14 protein-coding genes are annotated in these 19,250 nt (G+C 36.9%); all 14 read left to right on the forward strand.

The window, feature by feature from the left end; all coding sequences use genetic code 11:
* Positions 1-187 precede the first annotated feature (187 nt).
* The 14 genes from ACXJY6_RS14545 to ACXJY6_RS14610 all read left to right on the forward strand — a co-directional run bounded on the left by ACXJY6_RS14545 (position 188) and on the right by ACXJY6_RS14610 (position 19,203).
* Entirely contained in the window at positions 188-1,594 is a 1,407-nt protein-coding gene (locus ACXJY6_RS14545; RefSeq protein ID WP_458768750.1) for a phosphomannomutase, read from the forward strand.
* A 593-nt stretch (positions 1,595-2,187) separates the two neighbouring features.
* Positions 2,188-3,591 (forward strand): undecaprenyl-phosphate glucose phosphotransferase, encoded by a 1,404-nt coding sequence (locus ACXJY6_RS14550; RefSeq protein WP_458768751.1) that lies wholly within the window; start codon positions 2,188-2,190, stop codon positions 3,589-3,591.
* Positions 3,592-3,636: 45 nt separating this feature from the next.
* The gene (locus tag ACXJY6_RS14555; protein WP_456052076.1) at positions 3,637-4,206 is read left to right on the forward strand and encodes a polysaccharide biosynthesis/export family protein; all 570 of its coding nucleotides are present in this window, start codon (positions 3,637-3,639) and stop codon (positions 4,204-4,206) included.
* Positions 4,207-4,289: 83 nt separating this feature from the next.
* Positions 4,290-6,485, forward strand: coding sequence for a GumC family protein (locus ACXJY6_RS14560; RefSeq protein WP_458768752.1), 2,196 nt, complete (start codon positions 4,290-4,292; stop codon positions 6,483-6,485).
* A gap of 15 nt (positions 6,486-6,500) precedes the next feature.
* Positions 6,501-7,766 (forward strand): MATE family efflux transporter, encoded by a 1,266-nt coding sequence (locus ACXJY6_RS14565; protein ID WP_458768753.1) that lies wholly within the window; start codon positions 6,501-6,503, stop codon positions 7,764-7,766.
* Positions 7,767-7,936: 170 nt separating this feature from the next.
* Positions 7,937-8,674: a WecB/TagA/CpsF family glycosyltransferase gene (locus ACXJY6_RS14570; protein ID WP_458768754.1), complete on the forward strand. Its 738-nt coding sequence runs from the start codon at positions 7,937-7,939 to the stop codon at positions 8,672-8,674.
* A gap of 455 nt (positions 8,675-9,129) precedes the next feature.
* Positions 9,130-10,278 (forward strand): hypothetical protein, encoded by a 1,149-nt coding sequence (locus tag ACXJY6_RS14575; protein WP_458768755.1) that lies wholly within the window; start codon positions 9,130-9,132, stop codon positions 10,276-10,278.
* 463 nt (positions 10,279-10,741) lie between these two features.
* Positions 10,742-11,311, forward strand: a complete 570-nt coding sequence (locus ACXJY6_RS14580) for a polysaccharide biosynthesis/export family protein (RefSeq protein ID WP_458768756.1) — start codon at positions 10,742-10,744, stop codon at positions 11,309-11,311.
* A 49-nt stretch (positions 11,312-11,360) separates the two neighbouring features.
* Positions 11,361-13,574, forward strand: coding sequence for a GumC family protein (locus tag ACXJY6_RS14585; RefSeq protein ID WP_458768757.1), 2,214 nt, complete (start codon positions 11,361-11,363; stop codon positions 13,572-13,574).
* Positions 13,575-13,708: 134 nt separating this feature from the next.
* Entirely contained in the window at positions 13,709-14,926 is a 1,218-nt protein-coding gene (locus tag ACXJY6_RS14590; RefSeq protein ID WP_458768758.1) for a polysaccharide biosynthesis protein, read from the forward strand.
* Complete coding sequence (locus ACXJY6_RS14595; RefSeq protein WP_458768759.1) at positions 14,919-15,815, forward strand: glycosyltransferase; 897 nt, start codon at positions 14,919-14,921, stop codon at positions 15,813-15,815. Before ACXJY6_RS14590 ends, ACXJY6_RS14595 begins: the two co-directional genes overlap by 8 nt.
* A 1-nt stretch (position 15,816) precedes the next feature.
* The gene (locus tag ACXJY6_RS14600) at positions 15,817-17,043 is read left to right on the forward strand and encodes an O-antigen ligase family protein (protein ID WP_458768760.1); all 1,227 of its coding nucleotides are present in this window, start codon (positions 15,817-15,819) and stop codon (positions 17,041-17,043) included.
* On the forward strand, positions 17,033-18,037 hold the full coding sequence (locus ACXJY6_RS14605; protein WP_458768761.1) for a glycosyltransferase: 1,005 nt from the start codon (positions 17,033-17,035) through the stop codon (positions 18,035-18,037). Before ACXJY6_RS14600 ends, ACXJY6_RS14605 begins: the two co-directional genes overlap by 11 nt.
* 170 nt (positions 18,038-18,207) lie before the next feature.
* Entirely contained in the window at positions 18,208-19,203 is a 996-nt protein-coding gene (locus ACXJY6_RS14610) for a glycosyltransferase (protein WP_458768762.1), read from the forward strand.
* The last annotated feature ends 47 nt before the right edge of the window (positions 19,204-19,250 follow it).

Genomic DNA, 19,250 nt, shown 5'->3' on the forward strand with positions numbered 1-19,250 from the left:
AAATTTTATCGATAACATTGCATATCGTCTAAGCTGTAAATAAAGCTCACTTACAATGCAACGAATTAAAAAAAATTACAATTAACCTTTAGCAAAACGTTTATTTAAATCATAGCTTCATAAGGCTTCAATCTTTGACTATGGTGTAAGTATTAACAGTATTTTGCAGTAACTATGGATATAAAAAATGAGTACAGCAGCTCAGGTTATCGCCCAAAGTGGCATCGCGTTTGGAACGTCAGGCGCACGTGGCTTAGTGACTGATTTCACTCCGCAAGCTTGTATGGCATTTGCGTTGTCGTTTATGCAAAGCCAAGGTGAAGTTAAGAGAATCGCAATTGCAATAGATAATCGACCAAGTAGCCCTGATATTGCTCAGGCATGCATTACGGCAGCCAAATATTATGGCGCTGAAGTGGATTATTATGGGGTAATTCCAACCCCTGCGCTGGCAGTTACGTCAATTGCCGATGACATCCCCGCTATTATGGTAACTGGGAGCCACATACCATTTGACCGCAATGGGCTCAAGTTCTATCGAGCTGATGGTGAAATTAGCAAAACAGATGAGCAATCTATTCTCAATGCTGATATTGAAGTGCCAGAACTTGATCTTATTGATTTGCCTGTTGCATTGTCTCGAGCCGCGACGACGTATATTGATCGTTACACTCGCTTATTCCCGAACGATCTTTTACAAGGAAAGCGCATTGGTATCTATGAGCACTCAAGCGCAGGAAGAGATCTTTACGCTAAACTTTACACCGATTTAGGTGCTGAAGTTGTGTCACTAGGTCGAAGCGATCAATTTGTTCCGATTGATACGGAAGCCGTGGCCGAATCTGATATTGAAATGGCGCAAGCGTGGCAAAAAGAACACAATCTTGATGCGGTATTTTCCACCGATGGTGATGGCGATCGTCCATTATTAAGTGATGAAACGGGCACGTATTTACGTGGTGACATTCTTTGTCTTTTAGCAGCGAAAGCCCTGAACATTGATGCTCTAGCGATTCCAGTGAGTTGCAATACAGCAGTCGCTAAATGCGGCGCCTTTAAAGAAGTCGTTCTCACTAAAATTGGTTCTCCTTATGTTATTGAAGCATTGGAACCAATGGACAAAAATTACCCGGCTGTCGCTGGTTTTGAAGCTAATGGCGGCTTTTTATTAGGGAGTGATATTCAAGTTAATGGTGGCGAATTGACGGCCCTATTGACTCGAGACGCCGTTCTACCGGTTATTGCTGTTCTTGCAGCCGCAAAAAGTAAACCTATTTCAGCTTTATGTAATGAGTTACCGGCTCGGTTTACCGCCAGTGACCGTTTGCAAAACTTTGCTCGAGAGAAGAGTCTCAATATTATTGAACAAGCCATTGCAGCCCCAGAGAGCTTCTTAGCGAATGTTGGAATAACCGAATCTAACGTCATTCAACAAGATCAAACTGATGGACTACGTTTGACTCTTGATGATGACAGTATTGTTCATTTACGCCCTTCAGGTAATGCGCCAGAACTGCGCTGCTATATTGAAGCTGAAAGTGCGGAAAAGGCAACAAAATTGGTTAAGCAGGTATTGGGTGCTTTAGAACAATAAATACCGATGTCTTGACAATTTCTATTATAAAAAAGGCAATCAAGTTTGATTGCCTTTTTTATATTGAGCTAAAGAGATTGAATTATCAGCCGTTATAAAGAGTAGTTACTATTCAGGCGGTATTCACTTATTACGATACCTTTATCTTAGTCGGTAAGGTTGCTAGTCGTTGTCTGATTTGAGATGCATTAGATTGAATAATATCCATTTTATTTGTATTGATATTGTTGGCAGTATCAATTCTTAGAAGATCCGATACTCAACGCACTAATTGTTTTTCTATAGTTAGTTCTATGTCATCATATTGTTATTATGTGACCTATCTCTCTGAATGATGTTGTTGAGTTTTTTGATTATAAAACATAAAAAAAACAGATCATTTTCTTAAAAATAAACTATAACTAAGTATAGAAATTGAGTTTGTTATGTCGATTGAGACAAAAAAGTTTAACGATAGAGATAGTTGATGGTAGCAAGCATGTAGGGCGCTGAAAAAACCTAAGGGCGGTAGCATACTTCCTTGATGAGTAAAATTAAAATTCAGATTGGCGAAATAATTAGAATTAATAATAAAAAATAGGTGTGAACTAACTATGAGATATGGAAGCAGAATTAAATACTACGGTGAAGAATCAACCGTAGCATTCAAACTTTTTGACCTCATTGTCATTGCGTTACTTTTGTATACGGTGTGCTTATCATATGTTGGCTCTTTCTCTACGATATATCAATTAACCCTCAGTGTTGTTGTTATTTCCTTTTACCTTATCGCCGATTTTGCAGGTGTATACCAACCTTATCGTTTTGATTCGATGAGAGAAACATTTCTCTCAATTCTATCAGCATGGGCGATCTGCGCAGCAATCACACTCTGTTTTGGTTTTTTCTTAAAAGTTACTGAAGACTACTCTCGTATTGTTTTTGGCATCTGGTTTGTACTCACGCCAGTAATACTCGTTGGTTGGCGCTGGAGTTTTTCGATGGTGGTGAAAATGATTCGTCCACCTGAAACCGGAAAGCGAAAGGTCATTATCATCGGCGCGACGCGGTCTGGAATTCAATTAGCCCATGAATTAAAACAACGCGGGAAACAAAATGAAACCCTAGTGGGTTTCTATGATGATCGAAATGTAGAACGTGTTGGGTTAGCTGGACTGCCAGCACCATTACGAGGTCGAATTGATGATGCGCTGGAATTAGCTAAAATTCATTCTGTACAAGAAGTCTATATCGCGTTGCCGATGGAAGCGTCAAAACGGATTAAACAGATTCTCAATGCATTTGCCGATGCCAATGCTAGAGTCCACGTGGTTCCCGATTTCTTTACATTTGATTTGATGCAATCACGATTAAAAAATGTAGGTAGGGTCGTAACACTTTCCGTCTATGACTCGCCATTCTATGGTTTAACATCATTAGTTAAACGAATTGAAGATATTGTACTTGCTTCGATAATTCTTCTTCTAATTAGCCCGGTACTTATTGCTGTCGCAATTGGTGTTAAGTTGTCTTCTCCAGGCCCCATTATCTTTAAACAAGCTCGATACGGACTTGATGGTAAGTCAATTCGAGTGTGGAAATTTCGCTCAATGAAGGCGATGGATAATGGTGCGGTCGTAAAGCAGGCGACCAAAGACGATCCTCGTATTACAAAATTTGGTGCATTCATCCGCCGAACATCTTTAGATGAACTCCCTCAGTTTTTTAATGTCATAACTGGCCAAATGTCGATAGTTGGACCTCGCCCACATGCGGTGGCTCATAATGAAGAGTACCGAGGACTGATTGATAAATACATGCTACGTCATCATGTAAAACCGGGAATTACAGGTTGGGCTCAGATAAACGGGTTGCGTGGTGAAACAGAAACGCTCGATAAAATGGAAAAACGAGTTGAATTTGATTTAGTATATATTCAAAATTGGTCTCTTTGGCTCGATATAAAAATAGTATTCCTTACTGTTTTTAAGGGCTTCGTCGGGAAAACCGCGTACTAAGGCTTGAATTTTTTTGATGGTGAAAATAACCCATAAAGGTAGAAGATGTTGAATAGAATAATGAAATATGCACTCGCAACAGTTAGTGCTTGTTGTTTATTTATGGCATCAGCGCAAGCGGCATATACGCTTAGTGCTGGGGATACAATTCGAATTTCGGTATATGGTGAAGAAGAGCTCAGTTTCGATGAATATTTGATCGATAGCAGTGAAACACTCGATTACCCATATATTGGAAATATCGATGTTAGTAAACAAACGATTAAAAACCTGCAAGAGAAAATCACGCGGGGCTTAAAAGATGGCTATTTATTAGATCCTAAAGTGACGGTAAATATTGTGAAATATCGCAATATCTACATTAACGGTGTGGTGAACCATCCTGGTGGTTACGAATATCAGCCAGACTTGACCGTACAGAAAGCGATCGCACTCGCCGGTGGTTTTTTGGCCAAGTATCGTAAAACTAAAGGCATTTATTTGACTAAAGCTGACGAGATTAAAGGCTTAACTCAAGATCAAATTGAAGATTTATTAGATGACAAAAAGAAAGCGGATTTAAATGACCCAGTAGGTCCTGGTGATACCATTTATGTGGTGAGTTCTTTTTGGTAAGAATCGAGTTTTATTTAATAAATAACAAAGTTGATTTTTAACAAGTTATTGGCTCAGCGTACATTAGATATTAGGGTTATTGCATGCAGCATACATTTCAAGCGTCAAAGGCGGGTTCCGGTGATATTTTCGATATCTGGAATAGTATCAATATATTAAGGCAAAATTGGCTTAAAATTGTTTTGTTTTCGGTAATGGTTACCGTTCTTACTGTTTTAATCATGCTGCAAATAACGCCCAAGTATACTGCAACGGCGACGCTATTGATTGAAGCCCAAGAAGCTCAAGCGGTTTCTATTCAGAGTTTACCCGGTATCGATTCTACTCAAAAAGAATATTATCAAACTCAGTTTGAAATCTTAAAGTCGAATCAGATTGCTAATCGCGTTATTGATAAGTTGAAGTTGGAAGAGTTACTGGAATTTAATCCGGAACTAGAGCAACAAGAGGGGCTGATTAGCAGTATAAAATCGCTTCCACTATTATCGTCGTTGTTCGAAAGTGATGCGGATGTACGCTCACAAGAGGCGATAGATGAAGCCATCCACCAAAAGGTGCTAATTGCTTTTCATAAAAAAGTGGTGATTGATCCGGTAAAGAATACTCAGTTGGTGAATATTAGCTTTACTTCGGAAGATCCGGAGTTAGCCGCTGAGATAGCGAATGCCATCGGTATTGCGTATATCGAACAGAACCTCGATGCGCGATTAGAGCTAACAACTTACACCACTAACTGGATAAACAGTCGTCTCGCAGGCTTACAAGAGACTCTAATGGCCTCTGAGAAAGCACTATCAGACTATTTAGTCCAAGAAAAGCTCATCGATGATAGCGGAATTGATTCTTTAGCCAGTAAAGAGCTAGAGAGTTTAACAGAGCGTTTATTAGAAGTGCGCGATCGTCGTATTGAAGTGTCGTCTGCGTACTCAGCGTTGAAATCCACCAGTGCAAGCGATATCGCTGCGATTTCATCGATCCCAGCCATTTCAAATCACCCACAAGTGATTGCGATTCGAGCAGCAGAGCTTGAAGCTCAAAACGAAGTGAATGAGTTGAAAAAGCGTTATGGTGCAAAACACGACCGAATGATTGCCGCCATCGCACGTCTCGATGCAGTTGAAGCACGTGCAGCGAAAACCGTAGGGCAATTAATTACAGGTTTTGAAAAAGAAGTCCAAGCTCTACGTAGACAGGAATCTTTGATTCAAGCAACGATCAATCAGCGTCGTGATGAATTCCAGGGTTTATCGGTGAAGAAGACTCGTTATGAATCATTAAAGCGTGACGTTGAAACCAACCGTGATGTGTTAAATGTATTCTTAACACGTCAGAAAGAGACCAGCGCGACTCAGGATTTCAAAGCGTCGAATGCACGCTTTACAGATCGAGCAATGGTGCCTCAGCTTCCTGAATACCCTAAGAAAAATTTGATTGTTTTGATGACATTTGTTGCTAGTTTGGGCTTAGGGGTGATACTTGTTTTACTCAGTGCGATGATGAAAACAACGATTGAGTCCGTTAAGAACTTCGAAGACCGATTTGGACTTATTCCATTGGGTGGAATACCAAGCATTCAATCAAAACGCTTTAAGAAAAAACCACTCGATAACAGCGTATTGTTTGATAACTCAGAGTTGCCCTTCAGTGAATCGATTCGCTCGATTCGAACCTCATTGGTACTGAATAGTAATGGGCATAAACGATTGGCTGTAACATCTTCACTGCCGTCAGAAGGTAAAACAACCGTATCGATTAATATCGCGATGGCGTTTGCTAAGCTGGAAAATACTGTATTGATCGATTGTGACTTGCGTAAATCGTCAGTCGCAGAGCGTTTTGGGTTGAAGAAGTATCAGCAAGGTTTGAGCAATCATCTGATGATGGGAATGGATTTGACGGATTGTTTATACAAAGATGAGCAGTCAGGTTTGACGATTTTACCAGCCGGTATGTTAGCCTCAAGCCCGCAAGAGCTTTTAAGCTCAGATAAATTTGCCGAGTTATTGGATAAGCTAGAAGCTCAGTTCGACCGAATTGTGATTGATACACCACCAAGCTTACCAGTGAGTGATTCATTGATTATCGGTCAGTTGACTAAGAATGCGCTCGTAGTTGTGAAAGCTAATGGCACCAAACAAGATGCGGTTAAGAAAACCTTTAGCAAGTTACTGCAGCATGAGATTAGTATCGCTGGTGTGGTGATTAACCAAATTAGTCCACAGCAAGCTAGTTTAGAATATGGCTATGGACAATACGGAAGCTATGGGGCAACACAATAGAAGTGTAGCCAACCTATGTTAAGAAATGCTCATGTTCTCAATATCCTATGGATGTTTGTAGAAAGAGCATTTCTCTTACTCGGTGGCTTTATCGTTACCGTCATGGTAGCGAGGTATCTTGGCCCTGAACAACTTGGCTTGATTTCATATGGTGTCGCACTCGGGGCTTTTGCTATTGCTATTTCCCAATGGGGTGCTGATTACACAATCTTTAATACTGCCGCAACAAAACCTAAACGAAGTGCTTTTTATATTTACAGTACTGAAAAGTATCGATTCGCTCTCTATATTGCAGTTTTTGCCATAATCAATATCTGGTTATTACTATCAGGAAACTATGAAACTGATGACTATAATCTGATTGCACTTGTTGTCTTATCCCAAGTATTCTTGGCGCTAGATATCTACCAATTTCACTATAACGCGATATTAAAATCCAAAATCAATGCTAAATCGGCGATGTTTGCCAAAGTGTTGGCAATGGGGGCAAGAGCGTTATTTGTTTTCAATGATGTGAATGTCATATACTTTTTTATCCCATTTGTCATTGAAGGATGGTTGATTTTTTATATTAGAAGAAAGTGCTTTGATAAGGTTCAATTATCACGTTCAATGCATTATCGGAACAGCTATTTTGTAACAGGAATCCCACTGGTATTTACGGTTGCTAGCGTGACCATTTATGCAAGGATGTATGAGGTTATGTTAGCGAATGTTGTGTCTTATACTGCAGTGGGTATGTTTAGTATTAGCATTGCTCTTAATTATGCATGGAACTTTATTCCGAGTTCAATTGGCATTTCTTTGCTTTCAAAACCAATGCAAGAAGAAACAGAAGAAGAGATGATTAAAGGGTACTCTTTTGTTTCATTGGTTACTTTTTTGAGTGTAATTCCAATACTGTGCGTTACCTATTACATCCCCGATATGGTGATAAATCTAACTTATGGTGTTCAATATGAGGCTGCTTCACAGTTGCTCTTTGTTGTATCTGTAGCGGTTATCTTAAGTACACTAGGCTTTGTAACTAATCGAATGGTCAATTCAGTGAGTGGTGGCCGAAATTATTTGTTTAAGAAAGCATTGATTTCTTCACCAATCCTTATCGGGCTTAGTTATCAACTTATTAATCTTCATGGCTTTGTTGGGGCGGGGTGGGCCTTTATGCTAACGGAATTACTAAACCTCACTATTTTTAACTACTTTTTCAATAAAGGTATGGTCTTAAAAATTCACTTGTCAATTTTATCTTCGTTTCCTTATTTTGAAAAATATAGGTAATTTTTTTTCTATTATGAAAAGTAAAAGTGATTTTTTCCTTATTATGAAAAATATAAGTAATTTTTAATCTCCTTCCATAGAATATATTTGGGGCAATGCTATTTTATTCACTGCAGTAGTAAATCAGACTCAAGCATCTCTTAAGAACATCAACTAGAAGAACATAATACGTGATTAAAAATATTCTAGAAAAAAAGTCTAGGTGTATTCTTGGTACAGAGGTCAAAGTCAAATCATCGAAACAGATATTTAATGACATTAATGATGCAATAGATAAAAAATCACACCTTAAGTTAGCTTTTGCTAATGCGAATCTACTTAATATGGTTTATGAGGACATTGAACTAAAAAGGGCACTGAAAAGCTTTCATTTACTGAATGATGGTGCCGGAGTCGATGTTGTATCAAAAATAAAATATGGTGAAGTGTTTCCAGAGAACTTAAATGGTACGGATTTACTCCCTTTAATTTTAAAGAATATGAAGCGCGGTAACGTCTTTCTCTATGGAGCGAGAGAAGCAAGTGTGTCGGTATGTTTTGAGCGGCTGAAGCGAGAACATCCTCACTTAAACTTTGTTGGTTACTTAAATGGTTATGATAGATCTCATGATGAGATTGTAATAAATGCTCACTTGAAAAATAGCTCAATTGATATTCTATTGGTTGCTTTTGGTAATCCAATTCAAGAAAAGTGGATAGCACAGCACTGTAATCCAACAAATGTAAGAGTAGCGATTGGTGTGGGAGCTTTTTTTGATTTTCATTCAGGAATGATTAAACGAGCCCCAAAAACCTTGAGAGATTTAAGAGGTGAGTGGCTGTATCGTTTACTGTTGGAACCCAAAAGATTATGGAAACGCTATTTGTTAGGTAGCGCGCTATTTTTTAAACGAGCATTTTGGGGTTAATTAGAATTATTCATCATACATTTGGAATTTATTCTGATTATTTAACTGAATAAGTTTGTTGTAGTTTGATTGCATATAAAATTAGTCGCATTTCAATATGCTAATAATGTTGAAATTTTCATTAATAAAACATTAATAGTTTGTAAATGGACTATAATTCATTTGTTTAGAATTATGATGAGTTTTGATTAAAATATATTATGTCTATTATATGAGAATGGTTTGATATTTCTGCTTGTGGCAGTTCTTAGCAATACCGTTCTACTATAGAATCACCGCAAATAATTATAGGCTAGTAGTTGATTTAAACTTGTACTATTAAGCGTTAGTTTGGCAGATGGTACGTCCCTTTTTTATGTAAATTGGGAGTATTGGTACGGCTAAGTTCAGAACAATAACTTTTATAGTTAACATAGTAGCCACCAATAAGTGTACTTAGGATGGAGAAAAGTTAAATGGCGAAAATAAGTGTAATTGGTACCGGATTTATAGCTAGAGGGTTTATAAATCTATTGATAGACCATCCAAGGCATGAACTAGGTAAAATCCTGACGAGAAGTGATGTCAGTCAACGAGAAGAGTTGAATAACTTTCTTCCTAATATTACTGATGACTTGGATGAGGTTATTCAAAACTCAGATCTGGTCGTTGAATGCAGTGGTGATGCGATTTACGCCTGCAGTACTATCGATAGAATTCTTAAAGCAGCGATTCCTGTTGTCACTATGAATACAGAGTTCCACGTGACCGTTGGTTCGTATTTCATTGATAAAGGGTTAGTGACCGAAGCTGAAGGTGACCAACCAGGTGCTTTAGCCATACTGCATGAAGAAGCTGTTTCAATGGGCTTCAAGCCTGTTGCGTATTCGAATATCAAAGGGTTCTTAAATCACAATCCAACGTTAGAAGATATGACCTACTGGGGTAAAAAGTCCGGTATTAGTTTGGATATGGTGACGTCTTTTACCGATGGTACAAAAGTTCAATTGGAACAAACGTTAGTCGGTAACATGTATGGATGTACTATTGCCAAAGATGATTTGTTAGGCCCTTCTTATGATGACACGTTAGAGGGTGGCAAGTTTTTAGCTGAAGAAGCGAAGAAACTCGGTCAACCGATCACTGATTATCTATTGTCTCGCACATTGAAACCTGGCGTATTTATCGCTTGTGAACATAGTGCACACCAGCAGGCGAGTCTAAGTTATTATAAAATGGGTGATGGGCCATATTATGTGTTAGATCGACCTTATCATCTATGTCATATGGAAATGTTTAAAACCGTAGATAGAGTACTCAACGGCGGTGGTGTATTACTTGATAACAGTAAAACGCCGACTTTAAGTACTACTACGATTGCAAAACGAGATTTAAAACCGGGTGACCAGATTAAAAAAGGCATCGGCAGCTTTGATGTTAGGGGGATCGTGGTTAAAATCGCAGAAAACCCAGGACATGTTCCGATTGGTTTAATGGCAGATGTGACTATTAAACGAGAGATTAAAGCTGGACAACAAATTACGTTTGATGACATTGAGATACCAGATAGCCTTGCGGTTAAAGCATGGAAATCCATTGAGTCAAATGTGTTAGAAAATAGTTAGTATTGAAACGACTCCTCTTTATCAAATGAGGTCGTTTCCAAGCTTACCTTAAACATACTTTCAGCCATGCTCTGTAACTAGAGCAAGGCTGGTTTTTATTTATGCAATAGATCTGTGCATATAGAACTTCACTACACCTTATCAGTATAACTCCATCGGTGTTTATTAATTTTCTGACTTATAAAGTTACATAAAATTGATAAATTTTGACATAGAGTTTATTGATGCAACTACAGGTAATGTAACAATATATTCATGGTTTAACTATTTTATCTCGTGAGTATGTCCTGCTTATCATCAGTGTATATGCTGAACTTTTTAAGACGTATCTTGCCTTAAGTAGTATCTTTTTTTCGTTTAGGGACTGTTGTTATTAGTGCTAGAAAGCAAATGTTGTGAGTAAATTGACGTTAATTTGTTCGCTTCCTAACGCATAGCAAGAGTTAAATACATAGGGTATATGATGTTGTACAAAATATTTAAGCATGTAATGATCGTGTTGGGAGTAGGGTGTTTATTTGTCTCTTCTGTTCAGGCTGCCTATACATTAGGTGCCGGAGATACGATACGTATTTCGGTATATGGAGAGGAAGAGCTGTCTTTTGATGGGTATCTAATCGATAGTAGTGAGACTCTTGATTACCCTTATGTCGGTGTCATTGAATTGAAAGATAAATCACCCAAAGATGTTCAGGGCGCGATTGCTGCTGGGTTAAAAGGTGGATACCTTACCGATCCTAAAGTAACGGTAAATATTGTGAAATATCGTAATATTTATATTAATGGTGTGGTTAATCAACCTGGTGGTTATGAATACCAACCAGATTTAACCGTGCAGAAAGCTATTGCTTTAGCCGGTGGTTTTCTTGCAAAATATCGTAAGACTAAAGGTATTTATTTAACCAAAGCGGATGAAATTAAAGGTCTAACTCAAGATGAAATAGAAGATCTGTTGGACAATAAGAAAAGGTCAGATTTAAACGATCCAGTAGGTCCTGGTGACACCATTTACGTGGTGAGTTCTTTTTGGTAAGTACAATTTTGTTCCCGAACTAGGTGACATTAAATATTAGGTTTATTGCATGAAGCAGTTGTTCAAAGATTTAAATTCTAAAGATAGCGATCATTCTGGTGGCAATTCTAACAACGTAATTGACATTTCGCATTACTTGACAGCACTCAAGCAAAGCTGGATGAAGATTATTTTATTGTCTGTAATGACGACAGCCCTTTCAGTTTTGATACTGATACAAATAACGCCCAAGTATACTGCAACGGCGACGCTATTGATTGAAGCCCAAGAAGCTCAAGCGGTTTCTATTCAGAGTTTACCCGGTATCGATTCTACTCAAAAAGAATATTATCAAACTCAGTTTGAAATCTTAAAGTCGAATCAGATTGCTAATCGCGTTATTGATAAGTTGAAGTTGGAAGAGTTACTGGAATTTAATCCAGAGCTAGAGCAACAAGAGGGGGTGATTAGCAGTATAAAATCGCTTCCACTATTATCGTCGTTGTTCGAAAGTGATGCGGATGTACGCTCACAAGAGGCGAAAGATGAAGCCATCCACCAAAAGGTGCTAATTGCTTTTCATAAAAAAGTGATGATTGATCCGGTAAAGAATACTCAGTTGGTGAATATTAGCTTTACTTCGGAAGATCCGGAGTTAGCCGCTGAGATAGCGAATGCCATCGGTATTGCGTATATCGAACAGAACCTCGATGCGCGATTAGAGCTAACAACTTACACCACTAACTGGATAAACAGTCGTCTCGCAGGCTTACAAGAGACTCTAATGGCATCTGAGAAAGCACTATCGGACTATTTAGTCCAAGAAAAGCTCATCGATGATAGTGGCATTGATTCTTTAGCCAGTAAAGAGCTAGAGAGTTTAACAGAGCGTTTATTAGAAGTGCGCGATCGTCGTATTGAAGTGTCGTCTGCGTACTCAGCGTTGAAATCCACCAGTGCAAGCGATATCGCTGCGATTTCATCGATCCCAGCCATTTCAAATCACCCACAAGTGATTGCGATTCGAGCAGCAGAGCTTGAAGCTCAAAACGAAGTCAATGAGTTGAAAAAGCGTTATGGTGCAAAACATGACCGAATGATTGCCGCCATAGCGCGTTTGGATGCAGTTGAAGCACGTGCAGCGAAAACCGTAGGGCAATTAATTACAGGTTTTGAAAAAGAAGTCCAAGCTCTACGTAGACAGGAATCTTTGATTCAAGCAACGATCAATAAGCGTCGTGATGAATTCCAGGGTTTATCGGTGAAGAAGACTCGTTATGAATCATTAAAGCGTGACGTTGAAACCAACCGTGATGTGTTAAATGTATTCTTAACACGTCAGAAAGAGACCAGCGCGACTCAGGATTTCAAAGCGTCGAATGCACGCTTTACAGACCGAGCATTAGTGCCTCAGCTTCCTGAATCTCCGAAGAAAAATTTGATTGTTTTGATGACATTTGTTGCTAGTTTGGGCTTAGGGGTGATACTTGTTTTACTCAGTGCGATGATGAAAACAACGATTGAGTCCGTTAAGAACTTCGAAGACCGATTTGGACTTATTCCATTGGGTGGAATACCAAGCATTCAATCAAAACGCTTTAAGAAAAAACCACTCGATAACAGCGTATTGTTTGATAACTCAGAGTTGCCCTTCAGTGAATCGATTCGCTCGATTCGAACCTCATTGGTACTAAATAGTAATGGGCATAAACGATTGGCTGTAACATCTTCACTGCCGTCAGAAGGGAAAACAACCGTATCGATTAATATCGCGATGGCGTTTGCTAAGCTGGAAAATACTGTATTGATCGATTGTGACTTGCGTAAATCGTCAGTCGCAGAGCGCTTTGGCCTAAATAAATACCAACAAGGCTTGAGCAATCATCTGATGATGGGAATGGATTTGGCTGATTGTTTATACAAAGATGAGAAGTCAGGGTTGACGATTTTACCAGCCGGTATGTTAGCCTCAAGCCCGCAAGAGCTTTTAAGCTCAGATAAATTTGCCGAGTTATTGGATAAGCTAGAAGCTCAGTTCGACCGAATTGTGATTGATACACCACCAAGCTTACCAGTGAGTGACTCATTGATAATTGGTCAGTTGACTAAGAATGCGCTTGTGGTTGTGAAGGCAAATGAGACTAAGCAAGATGCAGTTGAAAAAACCTTCAATAAATTACTACATCATGAGATTAGTATCGCTGGTGTGGTGATTAACCAGATCAGTTCACAGCAAGCTAGCTTAGAGTATGGCTATGGACAATATGGAACTGAAGGAAGTTAATATAACCTAAAATGATCAAAATTTAGCCTTAGGTATATCGGAGAGAAAAATCGTATATATGATACATTTACTTCGTTTGATATACCTAGGGCTTTAGTTTATATCGTTAATTTATAAAAAGCGAAAAGTGAAAAGTGAAAAATAATTTATTTATAATAATTAGCCAAATATCGAGTTCACTAAGTAGCTTTCTACTTAGCATATATATATTAAAATTATGTACCTCTGAGGATTTCGGGAATTATACAATAATAATAAGCTTGTTTTTTTTCTCAATATCTATTTTTAATGCTCTAATATCCACCCCATTACTTATTGAAAAAGGTAAGTTTGGTGACGGCATTATTAGTCAGTTTTTTAAATTTACCATGGTTTATATAGGACTGGTTCAAGTACCAATACTTATTCTTTTATATTATTTAAATATCCCTTATTTTTATTTAGTCCCTCCTTTTTTAATACTTATAGTGATAACTAAAGAATTTTTTAAAACAGTCACTATCTGGAAATCAGATAATAAAAGATATGCATTTATGGATATCTTTTATTTGGTTATGATTACAGTATTTTGCACAATTGGCTACTTCTTGGGACTGAATGATATAGTATATATATACTTTATAATATGTGCGTCACATATTGTGTCTATAATACCTTATGCTATTCTCTTTAAAAATAAGATATATAGTACAAGCCCGAGCGACTATTCTTATAAAGATGAGTGGAGAAATATAAAAGATTCTTTATTTGGTGTGTTTGTAACTGAAATTAACAGTAGGGGTTATATATATTTCATTTCAGTATTTTTTGGAAAAGAAATATTGGCATTAATTAATGCGCCAAGGTTATTTACCAACCCAATAAATTCAGTCAGTTATGCCTATGTACGATTTCTTAAGCCTAAGATAGCGGCTCAAATAAACAGTGGTAATACAAAGAAAGCAATAGATGTAACTTTTAAAAGTTATGGGATATTAATATTTGTTATTTTAGCATTATTAGCATGTATTTATCTTCTGAAAGACTATATGTTAGATTTTGTATTTAGTAATTTTGATAAAGATAACGTAATGCTGATGTTCTATGTTTGGTCTGGTGTTCTGTTTATACAAGTGGCAAACATGTTTACTTCTTCTATATTACAAGTTATGAAAAAGTTTAGGTTTATATTAAGAACTTCTCAGTTTGCAGCATGTATTATAGCTATAGGTCTTACAATAATATATGGATTTTCGCTAAGTTATTATTATTTGCCATTATTATTAGTTGTTTCAGAATTTATTATGTTGCTAAGGAATTCAAGAATGTTGTTGAGATATAAAAAGACCAGTGAGAGTGATATCTATGAATAAGAAATTTCATGTATTCATATGTACTTATAATCGTAAAGAACACTTAAAAAGGTGTCTTGATTCGTTTATGAGTATTTATCCTAATTATAGAGATTTATTATCGGTTTCAATAATTGACAATGAAGATAGTAATGAAATATGTGAAATGATAAATTTAAAATATCCTGAATTCGAATATATTTCTGAGCCTCAAAAAGGTTTAGTGAATGCTAGAAATCGTGCGATTAAAGAATGTAAGCACGAATATCTGGTATTTATAGATGATGATGAAATAGTTAACGAAGACTGGATAAAAAATGCCTTAGTATTTTTAGACGAGCAGCCTTGTGAAGTTATGTTCGGTGGGGCAAAAACAATCTATGATGATAAGACACCAGAGTGGATAGTTAAACTTGATCCTTTTACTTATGGAAGTCATCAACATGGAAAGCTGATAGATGCTAGTGGCTCTGGTAATGTTTTTATAAAGCATGAATTATTTAGTAAGTATAATATATTATTTGACCATAACTTCTCTAAAACAGGTGGAGAAGACTCAATGTTATTTAGAACACTATTTACACATGGAGTAAAAATGGCATGGAATGATCGTATTTGGGTAGATGAGATTGTTGAAAGCAATAGATTGAATGCAGAATATATTCAAAGCCGAGCATTTAGAGATGGTCAATGTTATGCAAGAACATTTCTACCAAATACTTCAATTGTGAATAAAATTACATGGTTGTTCAAAAGATTGATCAAGGTTCCATTGGTTATAATTGCTTACGTTAAATATCGGACATCTTCAGATGAATATATTAAGTGTTCAGAAAAAGTTACTGTGATGCGAGAGCTAGGTCAGTGGTCATTCTGGATTAAAAATTCTTATTTAAAAATGTATGAATAGTATGTATATAGACAAAAAGATAGTATCCTATACTCTTATTTTATTTTTGCTATTACTGGTTCAGAGTGTTTTTGCGCCCAAGTTTGGTGCGGTAGACTTGATTGAATTAGATTTGGCTGATGAAGTAGAGAAATTATCCACCGGCTCATTATTTAATCAACTTATATGGCCTGTATGCTTTATTAGCGGGTTTTTGCTTTTGATTTATTCAAGGCAAAATTTTTCTAGTGATCATGCATTAAGAATTAAGGTCGATCTATTTATTATTTTTGCTATCTTTGCGTTTCTACTATTTGGTAGTGTTATTGCCGATTACCCAATGACTAGTTTAAAACGCTCGCTATTCTTTATTGTTTCAATGACTTCTATTGGGATGATAATAATGTCTAGAGATGATGATTTTGATATTTGGAATATATACTTTTTAGCCTTTGTTCCAATTCTTGTGCTCGATCTTGTTGCTGTAATGTTTTATAACGGGATAGATTTAAGCGATAGTTTAAGAGGCATTCATGGCCAAAAAAATATTGCGGGCATGACATATTCGATATTTACAATATATTTTTATAATTTATTATTTCTGTCAAAAGCAAGAATAGTTAGAGTTTTTCTCCTATGTTCAATAGTTATGCTTATTCTTACTATGTCAAAGACATCAATGACAATGACATTTGGCTTTATACTTCTTTATAGACTATTCGGCGAAGATAAATTAATTAAGCTAGCCGCGTTTGCTTTGATTACATCAACAATACTTACGATGCTTTATGTGTTGTCTGCTTTTGACGTCGACCCATTATTAATTACAGGACGAGGCGCTATTTGGGAGTTTGTTCGTACTTATATTGGTAATGATATCCTTCTTGGTATGGGGTATGGATCTTTCTGGGGAGTAGGTGATAACGCCTACAATGTATTATACGGAGAAGGCTACTTATCATTGATAAACCAAGCTCACAATGGGTATTTGGATCTCATGGTATCTGGCGGAATCGTTTTGCTGATGTTAACTACCGTATTGATTTTCCGTTATATGCAACTATGTAAAATATTGAAAGGCTATAGGTATAGTATTATTTCAATATATTTAGTTCTTTTCCTTGTTATAGGGAATATTACGGAGTCTACTATTTTTAATCGTCAGAGTTTTATATGGATAATTTTTGTCGTGTCATATTTTACATTGGCTCGTGAATACTTGGTAAATGGGGTTAAAGATGATAAGTAGTAGCTTATTTATTAGTTGGGTTAAATATCAACGCAGAACGAAAACTATTCAAGAACGATTTAATATGGAAGAATATAATCTTTCATTTTCATTTGAAAAACGCAATGTGCTGTTCAGAATTTTAGGCACACTTTTAAAATCATTTTTGAGTTTTATTAAGTTACTTCGTCATGATGGCATAGCATTTTTGCAGGTCCCAAGCGTCTTTCTATTATATTCAGCTTATTTAGCTAAATTTTTCAACTCTAAGTTATCGATTGTCGTAGATGGACATAATAATTTATTTTACGAATCAAGCTGGAGCCGCTTCCCATTTCTAACGCAGATACTCGCTAAGCAAGTTAAGGTGTTTGCACATAATGGACAAGTATTTAACTACGTGGGCGATGATTTTAAATCTCTTAGTAATGTTGAAGTTGTAAAGGATTTGGTACCCGAAGTAATAGAGTTAACTCCTGATCTAACTCTTTTAGAAAAATATGAGTTACCTACTGACTATATATTTATCCCATGTGGTCTAGGTCATGACGAGCCAGTTATTGAAATGCTCGACGCGATAAAAATGACCCCAGATATTAGCTTCGTAATAACAAAGAGCAAAGAGCAAGTGCTAAAGTTCATCAATGATACGAGTTATGAATTGCCAAGTAATTTGCTGTTTTTGGGTTTTGTCTCTGAAGAAGTATTTAACCAAATTCTAAACCAATGCAACTCAATATTGGTGTTGTCAACAAGAGAAGGCACTCAACCTAGTGGTGCTATTGAAGCTATGGCTGCACGAAAATCGCTAATCATCTCAGACAGCTCATTAACGCGAGAGCTATTTTCTGACTTCTCCGTATTTTGTGCTAACGACGCTCAGTCAATTTCAAACGCATGTTTGGCCTCAGTAGCTAACAATCAAAGTAATGTCGATTTTGATAGTATTATTTACGAGTATGAGAAAGATAGCTTGAGAATAATCTCTGGTTTACTGAATAAACAGCTGTCTTAATTTAGTTTCACTGTATTAGTTAAAAATATCAGTTCGCAGAAGTTAAGCCTCCATGTGAGGCTTAACTTATGATGGGCTATCGTTAGGGTAGTGGTCGTATCGTCGATGTCTATAAAGGTAAAATATATGACTAATAGGGTTATAAGTAGCGTAAACATAGAGGAAGTGAAATGAATAAGTCGAATAACAATATCCTGCTTATTGCGTCTGCTGGGGGACATTTAACTCAAGCATTATGTGCAATCAGTCAGTGTGAAAAAGTCATTTTGTGTACTAACTCTAAGGACTTTTCTGACCATAGAGTTAAGAAAATACTTGGGATTATCGATACCCAGTTTAACTACTTTTATCACTTTCTGAATGTTTTCATTGCTATGTATTACATACTGAAATATAAACCAAAAAGTATTATTTCAACTGGTGGGCCGATTGCACTAGGGTTCGGTGTTGCATCAAGAATATTGCGTACTAACTTTGTTTATCTCGATACTTTGTCTCGGGTTCAAGAGTTATCTAATACCGCTTCATTTATTCACAAACATAAGCTGGCTGATGACATGTATTGCCAGTGGGAAGCGATGGCAAAGGAAAAGAATCTCAAATATATCGGAAAATGTTTTGATATATTGAATGAAAATGTTGATGACAGTGCGTCATACCATACGACGGATACGCCAACGGTATTTGTGACCCTTGGAACAAATGACTATAAATTTGATCGTCTTCTTGAAAGGATCTCCAAACTGAGTATCTATCAAGACGAACGTGTTAAATGGATCATTCAAACTGGGAAATCAACGCTGACAAATCCTCCTGCAAACTATGAGGTTTATGATCTTTTACCTCGAGACCAAGTCGGTGGTATTGTCAAAGATGCGTCATTAGTGGTCAGTCATTGTGGTATTGGCAGTATTCACCTAGTACTCTCTTACAGTAAGAAGACGATGTTCTTCCCAAGAGTGGCAGAGCACAACGAGTTTTCAGATGATCATCAATTGCAAATTGCTAACGAAATCCGCAATGTAAACTTTGATGTTATTTTCCCTGAGGATGAGTTTACCGACATTACTTATGAAGAACTGTGTCAGTATCGCATTTATGATGAAGAACGTGACATCATAAACCAAGATTTTGCCCTTAAATTCAAGGACATTCTAACAAGTTAGATGGTATATTTCTTTCTTTTAGGGTGGTAGTATGCCGCCCTTTTTTA

The sequence above is a fragment of the Vibrio phycocola genome (assembly GCF_054404255.1).